2 protein-coding genes are annotated in these 24,400 nt (G+C 69.1%); both read left to right on the top strand.

Translation table 11 applies throughout. From position 1 onward, the window contains the following. The first annotated feature begins 79 nt into the window (after window positions 1–79). Window positions 80–12,982, top strand: a complete 12,903-nt coding sequence (locus NJ69_RS08950; RefSeq protein WP_039578226.1) for a non-ribosomal peptide synthetase — start codon at window positions 80–82, stop codon at window positions 12,980–12,982. Continuing rightward, window positions 12,979–24,390, top strand: a complete 11,412-nt coding sequence (locus tag NJ69_RS08945) for a non-ribosomal peptide synthetase (protein ID WP_039578223.1) — start codon at window positions 12,979–12,981, stop codon at window positions 24,388–24,390. The genes NJ69_RS08950 and NJ69_RS08945 overlap by 4 nt, the downstream gene beginning before the upstream one ends. The last annotated feature ends 10 nt before the right edge of the window (window positions 24,391–24,400 follow it).

Raw genomic sequence — 24,400 nt, 5'->3', positions numbered from 1 at the left:
CCGCTTCCCCTGTCAGCCCTTGCGCGCCCGATCCTCTAGCTTTGCCGATTTCCGACTGGCAAAGGCAGGATGCTTAACCATGCGCTTTAGCGAACTGATGGCAGTGCTCTCCACCCGTGCGATCCGACTTCAGCGCGATGATCAGGACCTCATCGTCGACGGTGACGACGACAGCCTCGACGATTCCCTGTGGGATGCACTGGCCGCGCACAAGCCGGCGCTGCTGGAGATGCTCGCCGCCCATGACGACGACTGGTTGAGCCCGGCGTTCAAGATCACCCCGGCCATGCTGCCGTTGGTGGCGTTGGACCAGCCTTCCATCGACCGCATCGTCGCCAGCATCCCGGGTGGTGCTGCCAACGTGCAGGACATCTATCCCCTGGCGCCGCTGCAGGAGGGCATGCTCTACCATCACTTGCGCGCCGAAGCCGGCGATCCCTACCTGTTGCAGGCCCAACTGCGCTTTGCCGACCCGGCACACCTGGAGGCCTTCGCCCAGGCCCTGGACTGGGTGATCGAACGTCACGACATCTTGCGTACCTCACTGTTCTGGGAGCGCCTGGACGAGCCGCTGCAGGTGGTCTGGCGGCGTGCGCCGCTGCACCGCGAAGCGCTGCAACTGGCCGGTCAGGGCGAGCCGCTGGCGCAACTGCGCGCGCTGCACGACAGCCATCACTACCGTTTCGACCTGCGCCAGGCGCCCTTGCTGCGCCTGGTTCACGCCCCGGGCGCGGGCGCCGAAGTGGTCGCGCTGCTGCTGTTCCACCACACGGTGATGGATCACACCGGGCTGGACATCGTCCGTCGCGAGATCGCCGCCTGCCTGGCCGGCGAGGCCGAGCGCCTCGGGCCGCCAGTGCCGTTTCGCAACTTGCTGGCGCAGGCGCGCCAGGCCCTGGACGTGCCCGCCCACGAAGCCTTCTTCAAGGCCATGCTGGCCGATATCGATACACCGACCCTGGCCTTCGGCGCGGCCGAACTCGACGACAGCCCAGTGCAAGACGCCCGCTTGACCCTGGACCGTGACCTGAGCGCGCGCCTGCGTACCCAGGCCCGGCAATTGGGCGTGAGCCCGGCGGCCATCGCTCACCTGGGCCTGGGTCGTGTGCTCGGCACACTGTCGGGCAATGACTCGGTGGTGTTCGGCACCGTGTTGCTCGGGCGAATGGAAGCCGGCGAGGGCGGCGAGCAGGCGCTCGGCATGTTCATCAACACCTTGCCGCTGCGCATCGACATGGGTGCGGTCAGCGTGCGTGACGCCCTGCAGGCCACCCACAGAGCCCTGACCGGCGTACTCGGCCACGAACAGGCGCCCCTGGCCCTGGCCCAGCGGTGCAGCGGTGTGGCGGCACCTGCGCCGCTGTTCAACACGGTGTTCAACTACCGGCACAGCGAGGCGGGCGACGCGGCCGATGTCATCGACATCGCGCCGGGCATCCAGGTGCTGGGCGCCGAAGAGCGCACCAACTATCCGCTGACGCTCAACCTCGATGATCTCGGCCAAGACCTGCGCATCACTGCGCTGGTCGGCTGCGGCCTGGGTGCCGCGCGTGTGGCCGGCTACCTGGGGCGTGCGCTGGAGCAGGTGGTGCAGGCCCTGGAACACGCACCGCAGGCACGGCTCGACAGCCTCGACATCCTGCCGCCGCACGAGCGCGAGCACCTGCTGCACGGCCTCAACCCGCCAGTGCCCGCGTTCGCCCAGACGCCGCTGCTGCATCAGCGCTTCGAGGCCCACGCCCGTTCGCGCCCGCAAGACACCGCCGTGATCTTCGAGCAGCAGAGCCTGAGTTACGCCGAGCTCAACGAACGCGCCAACCAGCTCGCCCATCGCCTGATCGCACTCGGCATCGGTCTGGACGACCGGGTGGCGATCTGCGTCGAGCGTGGCCTGGGCATGCTGGTCGGCCTGCTGGGCGTGCTCAAGGCCGGCGCTGGCTACGTGCCCATCGACCCGGCCTATCCTGCCGAGCGCATCGCGTTCACGCTGAAGGACAGCGCCCCGCGCGCGGTGCTCGGCGAGCACGACTGCCTGGCGCTGCTGGGCAGCCTCGACGCCCCGCTGATCGACCTGAACGACCCACAGCTGTCGCAACAACCCACCCATAACCCGGCACGCGCCGGTCTGCTGCCCTCGCACCTGGCCTACGTCATCTACACCTCCGGCTCCACCGGCCTGCCCAAAGGGGTGATGGTCGAGCATGGCAACATGGCCCGGCTGTTCACCGCCACCGAGTCCTGGTTCGACTTCAACCGTCTGGATACCTGGGCGCTGTTCCACTCGTTCGCCTTCGACTTCTCGGTCTGGGAAATCTGGGGCGCGCTGGCCTACGGCGGGCGTCTGCTGATCGTGCCGCAGCGTGTCAGCCGTTCACCGGACGAGTGTTACGCCTTGCTCTGCCGCAGCGGCGTGAGCGTACTCAACCAGACCCCCAGTGCCTTCCGTCAATTGATCGCCGCCCAGGGCCGCAGCGCGCTGCAGCATTCCCTGCGCCAGGTGATCTTCGGCGGCGAAGCGCTCGAGCCTGGGCTGCTCAAGCCGTGGTACGCGCGCATCGGCAACGCCGGCACACGCCTGGTGAACATGTACGGCATCACCGAAACCACGGTGCACGTCACCTACCGTCCCTTGCAGGCCGCCGATGCGCAACGACTGGGCGTCAGCCCGATCGGCGAGCGCATCCCCGACCTGCAGGTGTATGTGCTGGACGCCCAGCGCCAACCCGTGCCGGTCGGGGTGGTCGGCGAGCTGTACGTGGGCGGGGCCGGTGTGGCGCGCGGCTACTTGAACCGCGAGGCGCTGAATGCCGAGCGCTTCATCGCCGATCCGTTCAACCCGGGCGGACGTGTGTACCGCACCGGTGACCTGGCACGTTGGGTCGACGATGGCAGCCTGGACTACCTCGGACGCAACGACGACCAAGTGAAGATTCGCGGTTTCCGCATCGAGCTGGGCGAGATCGAAGCGCGCCTGGCGGCGTGCGACGGCGTGCGCGAGGCGGTGGTGATCGCTCGCCCTGACAGCGCCGGCGAGCCGCGGCTGATCGCCTACTGGCTGGCCGCCGAGGGCGCCGCGCCCGAGGCCGCCGACCTGCGTGACGGTCTGCTCCAGCACCTGGCCGACTACATGGTGCCGGCGGCCTTCGTGCAATTGGAGGCGTTCCCCCTCACCGCCAACGGCAAGCTCGACCGCAAGGCCTTGCCCGAGCCCGACGGCGACGCCTTCGCCCGGCGTGCCTTCGAGGCGCCGCAGGGCGAGGTGGAGCAGCGCATCGCCGCGCTGTGGCAGGATCTGCTGGGCGTCGAGCGCATCGGCCGGCACGACAACTTCTTCGAACTGGGTGGACATTCGCTGCTGGCGGTCAAGCTGGTCGAGCGCATGCGCCAACAGGAACTGGCCGCCGACGTGCGCGTCCTGTTCGGCCAGCCGACGTTGGCCGCACTGGCCGCAGCGGTGAGTGCCGAGCGGCCGACGGCGGTCCCGGTCAATCGCATTCCGGCCGGCTGCACGCAGGTCGAAGCGGACATGCTCAGCCTGGCCGACCTCGACCAGCCGGCGCTGGACGCACTGATCGCCCGGCTGCCCGGTGGCGCCGCCAACGTCCAGGACATCTACGGCCTGGCGCCGCTGCAACAGGGCATCCTCTATCACCACCTGGCCAGCACCGGGGCCGACCCCTACGTCCTGCGGGCACGCTTCGCCTTCGACGAACCGGCGCACCTGCACGACTTCCTCAAGGCCTTGAACCGGGTCATCGCTCGCCATGACATCCTGCGCACCAGCCTGCACTGGGAAGGCCTGCCCGAGCCGGTTCAGGTGGTGCACCGCGAGGCGCCTCTGGCCCTGAGCGAGACGGCCGACCTGCACCGCCTGGACCTCACCCACGCGCCGTTGATGCAGCTGCTGCCGCACCGCGAAGGCGAGCGTCTGCAAGCGACCCTGCTGCTGCACCATATCCTGCTCGACCATACTGCCGTCGAGCTGCTGGTGGCCGAAGTCGGTGCGGCCTTGCAGGGCCAGCCGCTGCGGCTGGACAGCGTGCCGTACCGCAATTACGTGGCGCGTGCCCGCCTGGATGCCGATCCTGGCGCCGATGAAGCGCTGTTCCGCGAGCTGCTCGGCGATATCGACGAACCCACCGAGGTGTTCGGCCTGCGCGATGTGCAGGGCAACGGCGTCGAGGTGATCGACAGCCAGCACAGCCTCGACCCGACCGTGGCCGGGCGCCTGCGCGTCCAGGCGCGCAGCCTGGGGGTGAGCATCGCCAGCCTGGTGCATCAGGCCTGGGGGCAGGTGCTGGCGCAGCTCAGCGGCCAGTCCGAGGTGGTGTTCGGCACTGTGCTGCTCGGTCGCCTGCAAGGCGGTGCCGGCGCCGACCGCGCGCTGGGCATGTTCATCAACACCTTGCCGTTGCGCGTCAGCGTCGATGCCGTGGGCGCTGCCGAAGGCGTGCGCCGCACTCACCAACGCCTGGCCCGATTGCTCGGTCGAGAACAGGCTTCGCTGGCGCTGGCCCAGCGTTGCAGCGGTGTGCCGGCCACCCAGGCGCTGTTCACCAGCCTGCTGAATTTCCGTCACAGCACCGCCAAGGTCGCTGGCGATGGCCTGGGCTGGTCAGGCATCGAGCTGCTGGCCTCGCGTGAGCGCAGCAACTACCCGCTGGTGGTCAACGTCGATGACCTCGGTCAGGGCCTGGCCTTCACCGTGCAGGCGGTGCCGCAGGTCGATGGCGGGCAGGTGTGTGCGCTGCTGGACAGTGCCTTGAGCCAGTTGGTCGAGGCCCTGGAGCAATCGCCGCAACGCCCGCTGCACGACCTCTCGTGCCTGTCTGATCAAGCCCGTGAGCAGGTGTTGCAAGGCTTCAACGCCACCGCCCGCGACTACCCACGCGATCAGCCGCTGCATGCCCTGTTCCAGGCCCGCGCTGCGCAGACCCCCGAGGCCGTGGCGGTGATCCATGGCCAGCGCCGGTGGACCTATGCCGAGCTGGCCGAGCACGCCAATCGCCTGGCTCGCCACCTGCTGGAACTGGGCGTGCGCCCCGGGCACCGGGTGGCCTTGCTGCTGCCACGTAGCGTCGATCTGCTGGCCAGTCAACTGGCGGTGAGCAGTTGCGGTGCGGTCTACGTCCCGCTGGACGCCAACGCCCCGGTCGAGCGCCAGACCTTCATGGTCCAGGACAGCCGTGCCCAAGTGCTGTTGACCCATGCCGACCAGCCCGCGCTGGGCCACGCCACCCGAGTCGAGCTCGACGCCCTGGCGCTGGACGCCTACCCGGCGCATGCCCTGGACCTCGTGGTCGACGCTGGCGCGCCGGCCTACGTCATGTACACCTCCGGCTCCACCGGCCTGCCCAAAGGCGTGCTGGTGCCCCATCGGGCCGTGGTGCGCTTGGTGATCGACAACGGCTTTGCCGACTTCCAGGCCAGCGACCGGGTGGCCTTCGCGTCCAACCCGACTTTCGACGCCAGCACCCTGGAGGTGTGGGCACCGCTGCTCAACGGCGGCTGCGTGGTGGTCATCGATCAGCATCAGGTGCTGTCGCACCAGGCCTTGGGCCAAGCGCTGCGTGACCAGGGCGTCACCGTACTCTGGCTGACCGCCGGACTGTTCCATCAATACGCCGCCCAGTTGTTGCCGGCCTTCGTCGGGCTGCGCTACCTGATGGTCGGCGGCGATGTGCTCGATCCCCAGGTGATCGCCCAGGTGCTGCGTGACGGCGCCCCGGCACACCTGCTCAACGGCTACGGCCCAACCGAGGCCACCACCTTTACCACCACCCACGAGATACGCAGCGTGGGCGAGGGCGCGATCCCGATTGGTCGCCCGATCGGCAACACCCGCTGCTACGTGCTCGATGCCCGGCGCCAGCCGCTGCCGGTGGGCGCGGTCGGCGAGCTGTACATCGGCGGCGACGGGGTCGCCCTGGGCTATCTGAACCAGCCGGCCCTGACCGCCGAACGCTTCTTCGACGACCCGTTCAGCCACGCGCCGCAGGCGCGCATGTACCGCAGCGGCGACCTGGTCAGTTGGCAGGCCGACGGCACTTTGCGCTACCTGGGGCGCAACGACCAGCAGGTCAAGCTGCGCGGTTTCCGCATCGAGCTGGGTGAGATCGAAGCGCGCCTGGCGGCCTGCGCCGGGGTGCAGGACGCGGTGGTGCGGGTGCGCGAGGACACCCCAGGCGACAAACGCCTGGTGGCCTGGTTCAGCGCGGCCGGCCAGGCACCCGCCTTGGCCGAGTTGCACGCGCAACTGCAGGGGCAACTGCCCGACTACATGCTGCCCTCGGCCTATGTGCAGGTCGCGCAGTGGCCGCTGACCGCCAATGGCAAGCTCGACCGCCAGGCCCTGCCGGCACCGGACCACAGCGCCGTGGTCAGCCGCCAGTTCGTCGCGCCCCTGGGCGAGGTGGAGCGGCAACTGGCGGCGATCTGGGCCGAGGTGCTGAAGGTGGGACAGGTCGGTCGCTTCGATCATTTCTTCGAGCTCGGCGGACACTCGCTGCTGGCGGTGAACCTGATCGAGCGCATGCGCGTGGCGGGCCTTGCCGCCGACGTGCGCGTGCTGTTCGCCCAACCGACCCTGGCGGCGCTGGCCGCAGCGGTCGGCAGTGGGCGCGAGGTGCAGGTGCCGGACAATCGCGTGCCCGCCAACGCCCAGCAGATCACCCCGGCGATGCTCAGCCTGGTGCAACTGGACCAGGCGGCCATCGACGCCATCGTCGCGACCGTGCCCGGGGGTGCAGCCAACGTGCAGGAGATCTACCCGCTGGCGCCGTTGCAGGAAGGCATTCTCTATCACCACCTGAGCGCCGCCCAGGGCGACCCCTACCTGCTGCAATCACGCCTGGCCTTCGACAGCCTCGAACGCTTGCAGACCTGGGCGGCGGCCTTGCAGCAGGTGATCGACCGGCATGACATCCTGCGCACCTCGCTGGTCTGGGAGGGTCTGGACCAGCCTGTGCAGGTGGTCTGGCGCCAGGCATCGCTGCAGGTCAGCGAAGTGGCGTGCGAGGGCCAGGGCGCGGTGATCGATCAGTTGCAGGCGCGCTTCGATGCCCGTCAGCAGCGCCTGGACCTGGCCCGTGCGCCGCTGATGCGCCTGGTCTACAGCCACGACCCGGTCCACGGCGAAGTGGTGGCGATCCTGCTGTTCCATCACCTGGCGCTGGATCACACCGCCATGGACGTGGTCGGCGCGGAAATGCACGCGCTGCTGTGCGGCGATGCGAGCCGCCTGGGTACGCCGGTGCCTTACCGCAACTACGTGGCGCAAGCGCGTTTGGGCAATGACACGGCCGCCGCAGACGCGTTCTTCCGCGACATGCTCGGCGATATCGACGAGCCGACCCTGCCGTTCGGCCAGCACGACGTGCAGGGCGAAGGCCACGGCATCGAAGAGGCCCACCTGACCCTGGATGCCGAGCATGCGCTGCGCCTGCGTGAACAGGCGCGGTCGCTCGGCGTGAGTGCCGCGAGCCTGATGCACCTGGCCTGGGCGCGTCTGATCGGCGTGCTGGCCAACCGCAGCGAGGTGGTGTTCGGCACCGTGCTGATGGGCCGCCTGCAGGGCGGTGAAGGCGCCGACCGGGCGCTGGGGGTGTTCATCAACACCTTGCCGCTGCGCATCGACACCCAGCTCGGCGTGGCCGAGGCGGTGCGCGCCACCCATGCGCGGCTCTCGGCGCTGCTCGGCCACGAGCAGGCCTCATTGGCCCAGGCCCAGCGCTGCAGCGGCGTGCCGGCCGGGCAGCCGCTGTTCAGCGCCTTGCTCAACTACCGCCACAGCGCCGCCGACACCCCGCGTGACGGCCAGGGTATCTGGCAGGGCGTGCGCCTGCTCGGCGGTGAGGAGCGCAGCAACTATCCGTTGACCCTGAGCGTCGACGATCGCGGCGAAGGCTTCACCTTCAGCGTGCTGAGCCTGGCCGAGATCGGTGCCGAGCGGGTCGCACAGTGGATGGCCAACACCGTGGCGCAACTGCTGCAAGCCCTGGAACGGGCACCGGACGTACGCGTGGACGAACTGTCGCTGCTCGACAGTGAGGAACGCCGCCACCTGCTGGTGGATTTCAACCCGACGCCACGGGCCTATCCGCAGGGCGCCACCGTCCATGCCTTGGTCGAAGCCCGCGCGGCGCAGAGCCCACAGGCCCTGGCCGTGGTGCAGGGCAACACGACGCTGAGCGTTGAGGCACTCAACCGCGCGGCCAACCGCCTGGCCCATCACCTGATCGGACGCGGCGTAGTCCCCGGCGACCGGGTCGCCTTGTGCCTGCCGCGCACGCCGCAGCGTCTGGTGGCCCTGCTGGCGGTGCTCAAGACCGGCGCCGCCTATGTGCCGGTGGACCCGCAGTACCCGGCCGAACGCATCGCCTACCTGCTCGAAGACAGCGCCCCGGCCCTGGTGCTAGCCGAGTCGAGTCATTCGGACCTGCCGCAGGCCGTCGCGCGCCTGGATCTGGACCGTGAGGACTTTTCCGGGATCGCCGAGCACGACCCGCAGGTGGCCGGTCTAGACGCCTCGGCGCTGGCCTATGTGGTGTACACCTCAGGCTCCACCGGCCAGCCCAAGGGCGTGATGGTCGAGCACCGCACCCTGGCCAACCTGGTGCACTGGCATTGCGAGGCCTTCGCCGTAGAAACCGGCACCCACACCTCGAGCGTCGCCGGTTTCGGCTTCGACGCCCTGGCCTGGGAAGTCTGGCCGGCGCTGTGCGCCGGGGCGGTGCTGCACCTGCCGCCGGCTGAGGTGGCCAACGAACAGGTGGATGCCTTGCTCGACTGGTGGGCCGCGCAGCCGCTGCAGGTCAGCTTCCTGCCCACGCCGGTGGCCGAGCAGGCGCTGCGCCGTCAGCGCCACCCGGTGAGTCTGCGCACGCTGCTGATCGGCGGCGACCGCCTGCGTCAGTTCGAGCGCGATCCGGGCTTTGCTGTCGTCAACAACTACGGCCCCACCGAAACGACGGTGGTCGCCACCTCCGGCCAGGTGCAGGTCGGCGCGCCGCTGCACATCGGCGCGGCCATCGCCAACACCCGCGTCTACGTGCTCGATGGGCGGCGGCAATTGGTCCCCGTGGGCGCCACGGGCGAGCTGTACATTGCCGGGGCCGGGGTCGCTCGGGGCTACCTGAACCGTGTGCAGATGACTGACGAGCGCTTCCTCGCCGATCCGTTCAGCAACGAGGTCGGTGCGCGCATGTACCGCAGTGGTGACCTGGTGCGCTGGAACGCCGATGGCACCCTCGACTACCTCGGACGCAACGATGACCTGGTGAAGATTCGCGGCGTGCGCGTCGAGCTGGGCGAGATCGAAGCGGCGCTGGGCGCCCAGCCGGGCGTGGCCGATGCCGTGGTGCTGGTGCGTGGCGAGCAGTTGCTGGCGTGGTACACCGGCGATGCTTCGGCCGATGCCCTGCGTCAGGCGCTGCGTATGAGCCTGCCCGCGCACCTGCTGCCTCTGGCCTTCATGCGCCTGGAGGCTTTGCCGTTGACCGCACACGGCAAGCTCGACCGCAAAGCGTTGCCTGCACCGGACCCGGCCGACCTGCCGGTGGCGGCCTACGAGGCGCCGCAGGGTGAGATCGAACAGCGCATGGCCGCGGTGTGGGCCGAGCTGCTGGGCTTGGAGCGGGTAGGGCGGCACGCCAACTTCTTCGAGCTGGGCGGCCATTCGCTGCTGGCCGTCAGTGTGATCGAGCGCCTGCGCCAGCAGGGGCTGGAGGCCGATGTCCGGCTGCTGTTCAGCCAACCGAGCGTGGCGGCGCTGAGCGCAGCGCTGGGCCAGAGCCGCGAAGTGCAGGTGCCGGCCAATCGGATTGGCGCCGAGTGCACGCGGATCACACCGGACCTGCTCAGCCTGGTCGAACTGGACCAGGCCACCCTCGACCGCGTGCTGGCCAACGTGCCGGGCGGGGCGGCCAATGTGCAGGACATCTACCCCCTGGCGCCGTTGCAGGAAGGCATTCTCTACCACCATCTGAGTGCCAAGGGCGCCGATCCCTACCTGCTGCACTCGCAGCTGAGGTTCGACAGCCTGGCGCGCTTGCAGGCGTTCGCCGGTGCCTTGGCGCAGGTCATCGCCCGCCACGACATCCTGCGCACTGCCGTGCTCTGGGACGGATTGCCACAGCCGTTGCAGGTGGTCTGGCGCCATGCCGAACTGCCGCTGATCGACCTCGACGCCACGCCAGAGGCGCGCTTCGACACCTTGGCCCTGGACCGGCCGCCGCTGCTGCGCCTGTTGTACCGCCGCACGCCCGACGCGGTGCAGGCGCGCCTGCAGTTTCACCACCTGATCCTCGACCACACGGCGCTGGACGTGGTACGCGCCGAATTGCTCGGCTACCTGCACGGCCTGCCTGAGCCAACCGAGCCGGCGGTGCCCTACCGCAACTACGTGGCCCAGGCGCGCCTGGGCGTCAGTGAGGCCGAGCACGAAGCCTTCTTCCGCGGGCAACTGGGCGATATCGACGAGCCCACCTTGCCGTTCGGTCTGCGTGACATCCAGGCCGATGCCGGGCAGATCGAGCAGGCCCAGGTGCTGCTGGAGCCGAGCTTGAGCCTGCGCTTGCGCAGCCAGGCGCGCCAGTTGGGCGTGAGCACCGCCAGCCTGTTGCACCTGGCCTGGGCGCGTGTATTGGAGTGCGCCACTGGCCGCGAGCGCGTGGTGTTCGGCACCGTGCTGCTGGGGCGCATGCAGGGCGGCGCTGGTAGCGGCCACGGCCTGGGCATGTTCATCAACACCTTGCCGCTGCGCCTGGACCTGGCCGGGTTGAATGTGCGTGACGGCGTGCGTGCGACCCATGCGCAGTTGAGTGCGCTGATGACCCATGAGCATGCCTCGCTGGCCCTGGCCCAGCGTTGCAGCGGTGTGCAGGCACCCTTGCCGCTGTTCAGCGCCATGCTCAACTACCGCCACAGCGCCGGCGCTGCCGAAAGCGAGCGCCAGCGTGAGGCGTGGCAGGGTATCGAGACCTTGGCCAGCGAAGAGCGTACCAACTACCCGCTGAGCCTCAATGTCGACGACCTGGGCGACGATCTGCGCCTGACCGTGCAGGTGTTGCCGGTGGTGGGCGCTGCGCGGGTGTGCGGGCAGTTGCAGCAGGTGCTGGGTGAGCTGGCCGATGCCTTGGAGCAACGACCGGAATCGCCACTGGCGCAGCTTCAGGTGCTGGAGCCGCACGAGCGTCGGCGCTTGCTGGTCGAGTTCAACGACACGGCGGTGGATTACGACTTGGCGCAGACGGTCCATGGCCTGTTCGAGGCGCAAGCGTTGCGCACGCCGGCGCGCATCGCCGTGCGCGCCGAGCAGGCGGCACTGAGCTATGGCGAACTCAACGCCGAGGCCAACCGATTGGCGCATCACCTGATGGCCCTGGGCGTCAGACCGGACGACCGCGTGGCGATCTGCGTGGAGCGGGGGTTGTCGATGGTGGTCGGCTTGCTGGCGATTCTCAAAGCCGGCGGCGCGTACGTGCCGGTCGATCCGGATTATCCGGTCGAGCGCATCCGCCACATGCTCACCGACAGCGCGCCGACGGCGGTGCTGGGCCATGCTGCCACCCGTGAGCTGTTGGCTGAATTCGACGTGCCGCTGCTCGACCTCGATCAGCCGGTCTGGCAATCATGCTCGTCCGAGAATCCGCAGATCGCAGGGCTGACGCCTGAACACCTGGCCTACGTGATCTACACCTCGGGCTCCACTGGCCTGCCCAAAGGCGTGATGAACGAGCACCGTGGCGTGGTCAACCGCCTGCTGTGGACCCAGGACGCCTACGGCCTGGGCGCCGAAGACGTGGTGTTGCAGAAAACCCCGTTCAGCTTTGACGTGTCGGTGTGGGAGTTCTTCTGGCCGTTGCAGACCGGTGCGCAACTGGTCATGGCGCGACCTGGCGGCCACCGGGATCCGCAGTACCTGCGGCAGGTGATCGCCGAGCGCAGCGTGACCACGCTGCACTTCGTGCCCTCGATGCTCGACGTGTTCCTGGCCTTCGGCGACGCCGAACCCGCGCAGCTCAAGCGCGTGCTGTGCAGTGGCGAGGCGCTGCCGGGCAGCCTGGTGCGGCGCTTCAAGGCGCAACTGCCGAGTGTCGAGCTGCACAACCTGTACGGCCCGACCGAGGCGGCGGTGGACGTCAGCGCCTGGCACTGCGCCGAGCCGCTGGCGCAGACGCCGGACAACACGCCGATCGGCAAGCCCATCGCCAACACCACGCTGTACGTGCTCGATGCGCAAGGCCAACCCGTACCGCAAGGCGTGGCCGGCGAGCTGTACATCGGTGGCGTGCAGGTCGCCCGTGGCTACCTGAATCGCGATGATCTGAGCGCTGAGCGCTTCATCGATGACCCGTTCGGCACTCGACCCGGCGCGCGACTGTACCGTACCGGCGACCTGGCCCGGCATCTGGCCGACGGCACCCTGGAGTACCTGGGCCGCAACGACGACCAAGTGAAGATCCGTGGCCTGCGCATCGAGCTGGGTGAAATTCAGGCCTGTCTGACCCGTGTGCCCGGTATTCAGGAAGCCGTGGTACTGGCGGTGGATCAGCGTCTGGTCGCCTATTACACCGGCACCGTGCAGGCGCTGGACACCCTGCGCCAGACCCTCGCCAGGCAACTGCCGGCGTTCATGGTGCCGGCGCTGTTCGTGCACCTGGCAGCCTTGCCGCTGAGCCCCAACGGCAAGCTCGACCGCAAGGCGCTACCGGCGGCCAACGTGTCGGACGAGCGCCCCTACGAAGCGCCCGAGGGCGACACCGAACAGTTGCTGGCAGCGCTCTGGGCCGAGTTGCTGGGCGTGCAGCAGGTGGGCCGGCACGACAACTTCTTCGAGCTCGGCGGCCACTCGCTGCTGGCGGTGACGCTCACCGCGCGCCTGCGCCAGGAAGGCCTGGAGGCCGATGTGCGAGCGCTGTTCGAGCAACCGACACTGGCGGGCTATGCCGCCATCACAGACAGAATGGAGATCGTCCTGTGAGCATCAACGAACTGTTGGCCACCCTGTCGGCCAAGGATATCCAGCTGGCCCTCAAGGACGGGCAACTGGCCGTGCAGGGCAACCGCCAGGCGCTGAGCGATCCCGCGCTGGTGGCGAGCCTGCGCGAACACAAGCCGGCACTGGTCGCACTGATCGAGCGCGGCGAGTATGTCGCCCGCAGTGGCGCCGCGCCGATCCCGGCCAATGCCATCCCGGCGCACTGCACGCGGATCACGCCGGCGCTGCTCAACCTGGTCGAACTGGACCAGGCCTGCATCGACCGCCTGGTGGAATCGATTCCCGGCGGCCACGCCAACGTGCAGGACATCTACCCGCTGGCGCCGTTGCAGCAGGGCATCCTTTATCACCACGCCAGCGCCGAAGGCAGCGATCCGTACATCATGCAGTCACGCTTCGCCTTCGCCAGCCGGGGGCACCTGCTGGCGTTCGTCGAGGCTTTGCAGGCGGTGATCGACCGTCACGATATCCTGCGCACTTCGGTGCACTGGCAGGGCCTGGAGGCGCCGCTGCAGGTGGTGTGGCGCCAGGCGCGCCTGGCGGTGTGCGAGGTGGCGTCGGTCGATGAGCGCATCGACCTGACCCAGGCGCCGCTGGTGCGCCTGCTCTGTGAACCGCTGGCCGGCGATGGCCGGCTGTACGCCACGCTGCAGTTCCATCACATCGCCCTGGACCACAGCGCGTTGGAGGTGGTGCGCCATGAGATGCAGGCGGTGCTGCGCGGACAGGGTCAGTCGCTGGGCGCGCCGGTGCCGTTTCGCAACTATGTGGGCCAGGCTCTGCTGGGCGTGAGCCAGGCGCAGCACGAAGCATTCTTCCGCGAGCAACTGGGCGACATCGCCGAGCCGACCCTGGCCTATGGGTTGCAGGACGTGCAAGGCGATGGCCGTGCGCCGCTGGAGGCCAGCCTGACGCTGCCTGTGGCGTTGTCTGCGGGCCTGCGCAGTCAGGCGCGCAGCCTTGGGGTGAGCCTGGCCAGCCTGTTCCACCTGGCCTGGGCGCGGGTGCTGGGCGGGTTGACCGGGCGCGAGGCGGTGGTGTTCGGCACGGTGCTGATGGGGCGTCTGATGGGCGCCGAGGCCAACGACCGCGCCTTGGGCATCTTCATCAATACCTTGCCGCTGCGGGTGGACCTGGGCGATGACGAGCTGATCCCGGCCATCAGGGCCACCCACAAACGCCTGACTACCCTGATGCGCCACGAGCATGCGCCGCTGGCCCTGGCCCAACGCTGCAGTGGCGTGGATGCGCCGACGCCGCTGTTCAACGCTTTGCTCAACTACCGTCACAGCGCCCCGGTCGCCGAGGGGCAGGCGCGTTCGGCCTGGGACGGCATCGAGGTGCTGGCCAGCGAAGAACGCACCAACTACCCGCTGACGTTGAGCGTCGATGACCTGGGCCAGGACCTGCGCCTGACCTTGCTGTACAGCGCCCAGGTGCCGGGCGAGCGTGTCTGCGCCTATCTGCACAAGACCCTGGACAGCCTGGTGCACGCCTTGCAGCACACCCCAGAGCGGACGGTCGGACAGCTGGACATGCTGCCCGACGCCGAGCGCGAGCACCTGCTGGAGCATTTCAATGCGCACCCTGGCGCTGAGCAAACGTCGCTCACCGTGCACCAGCGCATCGAGCGGCAGGCGCAGGAGCACCCGGAGGCCGTGGCCGCCACCTGCGGCGACGCCATCCTGAGCTACGCCGAACTGGAGCAACGCGCCAATGGTCTGGCGCGTTGCCTGGTGGCCCTTGGCGTGCAGCCGGAGGACCGCGTCGCCATCCTCGCCCGACGCGGCCTCGATGCCCTGATCGGGCTGCTGGCCACGTTCAAGGCCGGGGCCGGCTACGTGCCGATCGACCCGGCGCACCCCGATGAGCGTATCGCCTATCTGCTCCAGGACAGCGCCCCGACCGCCGTGCTGACCCTGGGCGCGCTGCGCCCGCGCTTGGGCGCGTGCAGCCTGCCGGTGATCGAACTGGATCGCGGCAACTGGCCGTCGAGCGAGCAAGCGCCGGTGGTCGAGGCGTTGAGCGTCGCTCACCTGGCCTATGTGATCTACACCTCCGGTTCCACCGGCCTGCCCAAGGGCGTGATGGTCGAGCACCGCACGCTGAACAACCTGATCGACTGGCACTGCCGCGCCTTCGACCTGTGCCACGGTCGGCACACCTCGAGCCTGGCCGGCTTCGGCTTCGATGCCATGGCCTGGGAAGTGTGGCCGGCGCTGTGTGCCGGCGCGACCCTGCACATCGCGCCGTCCAGCGAACAGGGCGAAGACCTCGATGCCTTGCTCGCCTGGTGGCGCGGCTGCCCGCTGGATGTCAGCTTCCTGCCCACTCCGGTGGCCGAATATGCCTTCAGCCATCAACTCGACCACCCGACCTTGCGCACCCTGCTGATCGGCGGCGATCGCCTGCGTCAGTTCAATCGCCACCCCGGCTTCACGGTGGTCAACAACTATGGCCCCACCGAAACCACCGTGGTCGCCAGCTCCGGCGCGGTGACCCCTGGCGGCGTGCTGCATATTGGCGCGCCGGTCGACAATGCCCGGCTCTACGTGCTCGACGCCCACGGCCAGCCGACGCCGCTGGGCGTGGCGGGCGAGCTTTATATCGGCGGCGCCGGCGTGGCCCGCGGTTACCTGGGCCGGCCACAGATGACCGCCGAGCGCTTTCTGGACGACCCTTTCAGCCCGCAGCCGGGCGCGCGCCTGTACCGCAGCGGCGATCTGGTGCGCTGGCTGGAGGACGGCACGCTGGAGTACCTCGGGCGCAACGACGATCAGGTGAAGATCCGTGGCGTGCGCATCGAGCTGGGCGAGATCGAGGGTCGTCTGGCGCTGCTGCCAGGGATCAACGAGGCCGTGGTGCTGGCCCGCGAAGACCGTCCGGGGCAGCCGCGCCTGGTGGCGTATTTCACTGGCCAGGACGCCGTCGAAGTGGCCAGCCCCGCGCAGTTGCGCGCCCAGTTGCAGGCCCATCTGCCCGACGCCATGGTACCGGTGGCCTTCGTGCGGCTGGCGGCGCTGCCGCTGACGGCCAATGGCAAGCTCGACCGTCGTGCGCTGCCGGCACCCAGCCGCGCCGACCTGTTCGAGCGCCGCTACGAGGCGCCCCAGGGCGAGCTGGAACAGACCCTGGCCCAGCTCTGGCAAGGCTTGCTGCAGATAGAACGGGTGGGGCGGCACGATCACTTCTTCGAATTGGGCGGGCACTCGCTGCTGGCCATGCGCTTGGTGGCTCAGGTGCGCCAACGCCTGGGCGTGGAGCTGGCGCTGGGCAGCCTGTTCGCCCAGGCCGAGCTGTCGGCGATGGCCGAGGTGGTGGCCACGGCGGCGCGCAGTGAGTTGCCGGCGGTGCTGGCGGTGTCCCGCGAGCAGCCGCTGCCGTTGTCGTTCGCCCAGCAGCGGCTGTGGTTCCTGGCGCAGATGAACGGTGCCAGCCAGGCCTACAACATCGCCCTGGCGCTGGAGTTGCGTGGCGACTTGGACAGCACCGCGCTGGCGCAGGCGTTGGCACTGATCGTCCAGCGGCATGAGACGTTGCGCAGCCAGTTCTTCGCCGTCGAAGGCGAGCCGTGGGTGCGGGTCAGCGAACAGCGCCTGGTGGTGCAGCGCGAAACCCTGGCGGCCGACGCCGACGAGCAGTCCCTGCGGCAACGGATCCGCGATGAAGCGGCGCAGCCGTTCGACCTGGCTCAGGACCTGCCGCTGCGCGCCCGCGTGTTGCAGGTCGAACCGACCCGGCATGTGCTCTTGTTGACCGTGCACCATATCGTCGCCGATGGCTGGTCGATGGGCGTGCTCACCCGTGAACTGAGCGCGCTGTATTCGGCCCTGCGCGAGGGGCGGCCGGCGCTGCTCGAACCCCTGTCGATCCAGTACGGCGACTACGCCGTGTGGCAGCGCCGTTGGTTGCAGGGCGAGGCGTTGCAGCGCCAGGGGGCGTTCTGGCAGGAAACCCTGTCCGGTGCCCCGGCGCTGCTGAGCCTGCCCACCGACCGACCGCGCCCGGCGCGTCAGGACTACGCCGGTGCCAGCCTGGAGATCCAGCTGGACCCGCGCCTGGCGCAGGACCTCAAGGCGCTGTGCCAGCGCCAGCAGGTCACGCCATTCATGCTGTTCATGGGCGCCTGGGCGGTGCTGCTGGGGCGCCTGTCAGGGCAGACCGACGTGGTGATCGGCACCCCGGTGGCCGGCCGTCGCCAGGCCGAGGTGGAAGGCCTGATCGGCCTGTTCGTCAACTCCCTGGCCATCCGCCTGGACCTGGAAGACGCCCCGGACGTAGCCACCTTGCTGGCGCGGGTCAAGGCGCAGGTGCTGGCGGCCCAGGCCCATCAGGACCTGCCGTTCGAGCAGGTGGTGGACCTGCTCAAGCCGCCGCGCAGCCTGGCCCATACCCCGCTGTACCAAGTGTCGCTGGAATGGCAGGGCGGGCACGACTACGCCACCGGGCTGGAGGGCTTGAGCCTGCGCAACCTGGGGCAGGGCACCGATTTCGCCAAGTTCGACCTGAGCCTGAGCCTGGGCGAAACGGCGCATGGTTTCAGCGGTGCGCTGAGCTATGCGACGGCGCTGTTCGACCGGCAGACCATCGAGCGCTACAGCGGCTATCTGCAACACCTGCTGTGGGTCATGGCCGCGAGCGACGGGGCGCTGTTGTCCCAGGTGGTGTTGCCGGATGCGGTGGAGCGTCGGCGCTTGCTGGTCGAGTTCAACGACACGGCGGTGGACTACGACCTGGCGCAGACGGTCCATGGCCTGTTCGAGACGCAAGCGGTGCGCACGCCGGCGCGCATCGCCGTGCGCGCCGAGCAGGCGGCACTGAGCTATGGCGAACTCAACGCCGAGGCCAACCGATTGGCGCATCACCTGATGGCCCTGGGCGTCAGACCGGACGACCGCGTGGCGATCTGCGTGGAGCGGGGGCTGTCGATGGTGATCGGCTTGCTGGCGATCCTCAAAGCCGGCGGCGCCTACGTGCCGGTCGATCCGGATTATCCGGTCGAGCGCATCCGCCACATGCTCACCGACAGTGCGCCCACGGCAGTGCTGGGCCATGCCGCCACCCGCGCGCTGTTGGCTGAGTTCGACGTGCCGCTGCTCGACCTCGATCAGCCTAATTGGCGCGAATTGCCCTGCGACAATCCCAAGGTCGGAGGGCTGAAGCCTGAACACCTGGCCTACGTGATCTACACCTCGGGCTCCACGGGCCTGCCCAAAGGCGTGATGAACGAGCACCGCGGCGTGGTCAACCGTCTGCTGTGGACCCAGGACGCCTACGGCCTGGGCGCCGAAGACGTGGTTTTACAGAAAACCCCGTTCAGCTTCGACGTGTCGGTGTGGGAGTTCTTCTGGCCGTTGCAGACCGGTGCACAACTGGTCATGGCGCGACCTGGCGGCCACCGTGATCCGCAATATCTGCGCCAGGTGATCGCCGAGCGCAGCGTGACCACGCTGCACTTCGTGCCCTCGATGCTCGACGTGTTCCTGGCCTTTGGCGACGCCGAACCCGCGCAGCTCAAGCGCGTGCTGTGCAGTGGCGAGGCGCTGCCGGGCAGCCTGGTGCGGCGCTTCAAGGCGCAACTGCCGAGTGTCGAGCTGCACAACCTGTACGGCCCGACCGAGGCGGCGGTGGATGTCAGCGCCTGGCACTGCGCCGAGCCGCTGGCGCAGACGCCGGACAACACGCCGATCGGCAAGCCCATCGCCAACACCACGCTGTACGTGCTCGATGCGCAAGGCCAACCCGTACCGCAAGGCGTGGCCGGCGAGCTGTACATCGGTGGCGTGCAGGTCGCCCGTGGCTACCTGAACCGCGACGACCTGAGCGCTGAACGCTTCATCGACGACCCCTTCGGCACTCGACCTGGCGCGCGCCTGTACCGCACCGGTGACCTGGCCCGGCATCTGGCAGACGGCACCCTGGAGTACCTGGGGCGCAACGACGACCAAGTGAAGATTCGCGGGTTGCGCATCGAGCTGGGCGAGATCCAGGCTTGCCTGACCCGTGTCGAAGGCGTCCAGGAGGCGGCCGTGCTGGCGCTGGACGTGCCGCCTTCGGGCAAGCGTCTGGTGGCCTACTACACCGGCGTCGAGCAGGACACCCAGGCGCTGCGCGCCGCGCTGTTGGGGCAACTCCCGGAGTTCATGGTGCCGGCGCAGTTCCTGCACCTGACGCGCCTGCCGTTGAGCCCCAACGGCAAGCTCGACCGCAAGGCGCTGCCGCAGCCCAAGGTCGAAGCCTTGCAGCAACAGGCCTATCACGCCCCGCAAGGGGCTGAAGAAACCCTGGTCGCTGAGCTGTGCGGTCAGTTGCTGGGGCTGGAACGTGTGGGGCGGCACGACAATTTCTTTACGCTGGGGGGCCATTCGCTGCTGGCGGTAACGCTGGTCGCCCGCCTGCGCGCGCGCGGCCTGGCGCTGGATATCCAGGCCCTGTTCAGCGCGCCGGACCTGGCGGCGCTGGCCGCCACGCTGCAGCCGCTGGAGCAGGTGCAGGTACCGGCCAACCGCATCGCCGCCGACTGCATCCGTATCACCCCGGAACTGCTGCCTTTGGTCACCCTGGAGCAGGAGGCGATCGAGCGGATCGTCGCCCAGGTCGAGGGCGGCTGCGCCAATGTCCAGGACATCTACCCACTGGGACCGCTGCAGACCGGCATGCTCTTCCATCACTTGGCCCACGAGGCAGAAGCGGCCTATGTGTTGCAGGCCGACTTCCGCCTGGCCGACCGCAGTCGTCTGCAACGTCTGCACCAGGCTTTGGATCACGTGATCGCGCGGCACGACAGCCTGCGCAGTGCATTCCACTGGCAGGGCCTGGCCGAGCCGGTGCAGGTGGTCTGGCGCCACGCGCCGCTGCAGGTGGTGCAGGCGGGGGATATCGCCGATGTCCGCCAATTCGACCTGGGCCGGGCGCCGCTGCTGCGCCTGGTGCACCGCACCGACCCGGACAGCGGGCGGATCGAAGCGAGCCTGCTGTTCCATCACCTGGTCATGGACCATGTGGCCTTGGCACTGCTGCGCAGCGAGCTGCAAGCCTGTCTGCTCGACCAGGCTCAGCAACTGCCGGCGGCCGTGCCCTATCGCAACTACATCGCCCAGTTGCAGCACAGCCACGATCCGGCACGCGCCGAGGCGTTCTTCCGTGAACAGTTGGCGGACATCGACGAACCGACCCTGGCCTATGGCGGCCATGCCCGCCCGCATCTGGACGCCGTGACCGAGCACCATCAGCGACTGGACGCTGCGTTGAGTCGCCGGGTGCGTGAGCTGGCGCGCCAGCAGGGCGTCAGCGCTGCCAGCCTGATGCACCTGGCCTGGGCTCAGGTGCTCGGGCAATTGAGCGGACGCGATAGCGTGGTGTTCGGCACCGTGCTACTGGGCCGCCTGCGCGGTGGCGAGGGGGCCGAGCGGGGCCTTGGCGTGTACATCAACACCTTGCCGCTGCGCCTGGACTTGGCCGGGCAATCGGCCCAGGCCGCGTTGCAGCAGGCCCATGCCCGTTTGACCGGGCTGCTCGCCCACGAGCAGGCGCCGCTGGCCCTGGCCCAGCGCTGCAGTGCGCTGCCCAACGGCGCGCCGCTGTTCAGCGCGTTGCTCAATTACCGGCATGGCACCCCGGCCGGCGAACACGATGACGAACGCGCGGCCTGGGACGGCATCGAGGTGGTGCAGGCGCAGGAGCGCAGCAACTATCCGCTGGCGCTGAGCATCGACGACCTTGGCGAAGGCTTCAGCCTGACGGCGCAGACCGAGCCCGGTATCGATGCGCGGCGCCTCTGCGGCTATCTGCAGCAGGGGCTCGAGGCGCTGTTGCAGGCGCTGGAAGGCGAGCGCCAGGCGGGGCTGGAACAGCTTTCGGTGGTGCCTGCCGACGAAGCGCAACGCCTGCGCGAACGCTTCAATGCCAGCGAACGCCGCTACCCCCGTGACCTGGCAGTGCACCGCCTGTTCGAGCAGCAGGTGGCGCGCCATCCGCTGGCCGTGGCGGCGCGCGAGCAGGACCGCAGCCTGACCTATGCCGAACTCAACGCCCACGCCAATCGCCTGGCCCATTACCTGATCGAACAGGGCGTGGCGCCGGGTGACCACGTCGCGCTGCTGTTGCCGCGTTCGCTGGAACTGCTGCAAGCGCAGTTGGCCGTGGCCAAATGCGGCGCCGCCTATGTGCCGCTGGACATCCAGGCGCCCGCCGAGCGCCAGGGCTACATGGTGCAGGACTGCCAGGCCGTGGCGCTGATCTGTGCCAGCGACGCGCGCCTGGGCTACCGGGCCCGGCGCATCGACCTCGACCGGCTGGACCTTTCCGGCCAGCCGGAGCACAACCCCGGTCTGGCCCAGGGCGGCGACAGCGTGGCCTATGTGATGTACACCTCCGGTTCCACCGGGGCGCCGAAGGGCGTGCGCGTGGCCCATCGCGGCATCGTCCGCCTGGTGCTCGACGACGGCTACGCCGATTTCAGCGCCCAGGACCGTATGGCCTTCGCCGCCAACCCGGCCTTCGATGCCAGCACCGTGGAGGTCTGGGGCGCCTTGCTCAACGGCGGCCAGGTGCTGGTGATCGACCCGGACACGCTGCTCGACCCCGTGCGCCTGGGGCGTGCGCTGGACGAGGGTGGAGCGACGGTGATGTTCGTCACCACCGCGCTGTTCAACCAGTACGTGCAGATGATCCCGCAGGTGCTGGCTGGGCTGCGGGTGCTGATGTGTGGTGGCGAGCGCGCCGACCCCGAGGCCTTCCGCAGCCTCTTGGCCCAGGCCCCGGCGTTGCGCCTGGTGCACTGCTACGGCCCCACCGAGACCACCACCTACGCCACCGCCGGGCAGGTCCGCGAGCTGCCGGCAGAGGCCGAGCAGGTGCCCATCGGCACGCCCATCGGCGGCACCCAGGTGTACGTGCTGGATGCCTATCTGCGCCCTGTACCACTGGGCGCGGTGGGCGAGTTGTACATCGGCGGCGACGGCGTGGCGCTGGGCTACCTGAACCGCCCCGAGCTCACCGCCGAACGCTTCCTCGACGATCCCTTCAGCGCGCGCCCTGGCGCGCGGCTGTACCGCACCGGCGATCTGGGCCGTTGGCGCGACGACGGCCAACTCGAATGCCTGGGGCGCAACGACGATCAGGTGAAGATCCGTGGCTTGCGCATCGAACTGGGCGAGATCGAACACCACCTGGCCCAGTGCCCCGGCATCAACGAGGTGGTGGTCATGGCGCAGGGACTTGCCCCGGGCCAGTCGGCGCGTCTGGTCGCCTGGTTCACGGTCCAGGACCCGAGCCTGGAGGTCGGCACCGTGCGCCGTTGGCTGCAGACGCGTTTGCCCGCCTACATGCTGCCCTCGGCCTGGCTGCGGCTCGATGCGCTGCCTTTGACCAACAACGGCAAGATCGACCGCAAGGCCTTGCCGCAGCCTTCGCCCCAGGACCTGCTGGAGAGCCTGTACCAAGCACCGGCCACGGCGCTGGAGCGGCAGTTGGCCGCGCTGTGGGCGCCGGTGCTGGAGGTCGAGCGGGTGGGGCGGCATGACAGCTTCTTCGACCTGGGCGGCCACTCGCTGTTGGCGATCCGCTTGATCGGCCTGCTGCGCGAGCAGGGGCTGACGGTGTCGCTGGCCGAGCTGTTCCAGCACCCCAGCGTGGCCGCCCTGGCGCAGCACCTGGACAGCGGCGAAGACGCAAACGTCGAGGCCTTGGTCTGCGTGCGTGCCGAGGGCCGCGAGCCTGCGCTGTTCCTGATTCACGAATTCAGCGGCATGGACTTCTACTTCCCGGTGCTGGGCCGCGCCCTGGACGGCGACTTCCCGATCTACGGCGTGCCGGGCCTTGCCTTGGGCCAGGCCCAGCCCGACACGCTGGAAGCCCTGGCCCGCGCGCAGATCGAGCGCATCCGCCAGGTGCAGCCGCAGGGGCCGTACCGCCTGGCTGGCTGGTCCTTCGGCGGCCTGCTGGCCTATGAGATCGCCGCGCAACTGCTCGGGGCCGACCAGCCCGTCGAGTTTCTGGGCCTGATCGACACCTGGCAGCCGCGTTGGGTGGACCAGGGCAAGGCGCGCTGGCAGGGGGCACGGGTGCTGCAACGGCAATTGCTGCTGCACTGCGCCGGCTACTGGCAGGGTCAGGGCACCGAGGGCGCCGCGCAGTTGGCCCAGGTACAGGCGCTGGATGACGGGCAGGCGTCGTTCGCCGTGTTGCTGACGGCCTGCCGCGAGCAAGGCTTGCTCTATCCCGAGCTGGCCACGGCCGACGATGAGCAATTGCAGTGGTTCTTCGAACGCGAACTGGCCCACGCCCACGCCATGGCGCATTACCGTCCCGAAGCCTTGGGTATCGCCATCCATCTGTTCCAGGCCTGCGACAGCCGCCGTCACCATGGCGACGTGGCGCACCTGGGCTGGGACCGTACGGTGCCGGCGGGCCAGTTGCGCTGTATCGAAGTGCCGGGCGATCACCTGAGCATGATGCAGGCGCCGCACGTGCAGGCGCTCGGCTGCGCGCTGGGCGAAGCCTTGCAGGCCGCCCGTGGCGGCGAGTGTGCGCCATGGGCCGATTTCCAGCCGCTGGTGGCGATCCAGAGCGGGCAGGGCGGATACGCCCCGGTGTTCTGCCTGCCGGGTGCCGGCGACAGCGTCACCCGCTTCATCGGCCTGGCCGAAGCGCTGGGCAGCGAGTGGCCGGTGTACGGTCTGCAATCGCGCGGGCTGGACGCTGCCGCCCCGCCGCACAGCAGCATCGAGGCGGCGGCAGCCTGTCATGTGCGGGCCATCGAGGCGCTGCATCCGCATGGGCCGCTGAACCTGGTCGGGCATTCGTTCGGCGGCTGGGTGGCGCATGCCGTGGCGGTGCGTTTGCAGGCCCAGGGGCGCGAGGTGCGCTCGCTGACCCTGATCGATAGCGAAGCGCCTGGCAGCGACAGCGTCTGTGGTCGGCCTTACACCGCCACGGCGGCGCTGCAACGGCTGATCGAGTCGCTGCAACTGTCCAGCGGGCGCGACTTGCAGCTCGACCGTGATGCCTTCGCCGCATTGGACGACGCGCAGCAACTGTCGACCTTGCACCAGGCCATGGTGCGGGTCGGCTTGATGCCCGCGCGGTCTTCGCTGCAGGCCCTGCAGGGCATCGCCCGCACGTTCGCCAGCGCGCTGCGCACCCCGTACCTGGCGCCGGGTGTCTACAGCGGCCCGGTGAGCCTGGTGCTGGTGGCCGACGCGACCCTGGATGCCGCCGGCAACCAGCGCGAGCAGGCCGCCATGCAGGCCGGCTGGCAGCGTGTACTGCCGCAATTGACGCTATGGCACGGCCCGGGCAACCACTACAGCATCCTCAAGACGCCCGAGGTATTCAGCCTGGCGGCCTGGTGGCATGACGGTCAGCGCCTGGTACGGGTGACTCCTTGATCGCGTCGGG

This window comes from Pseudomonas parafulva (assembly GCF_000800255.1).
Taxonomy (GTDB): domain Bacteria; phylum Pseudomonadota; class Gammaproteobacteria; order Pseudomonadales; family Pseudomonadaceae; genus Aquipseudomonas; species Aquipseudomonas boreofloridensis.
The sequence above is the reverse complement of the archived record's forward strand: the minus strand, read 5'-3'. Positions and strand labels throughout refer to the sequence as shown.

Coding starts and splice junctions, on each gene's coding strand:
- NJ69_RS08950 (WP_039578226.1), top strand. CDS start 80: ATGCGCTTTAGCGAACTGATGGCAGTGCTCTCCACCCGTGCGATCCGA.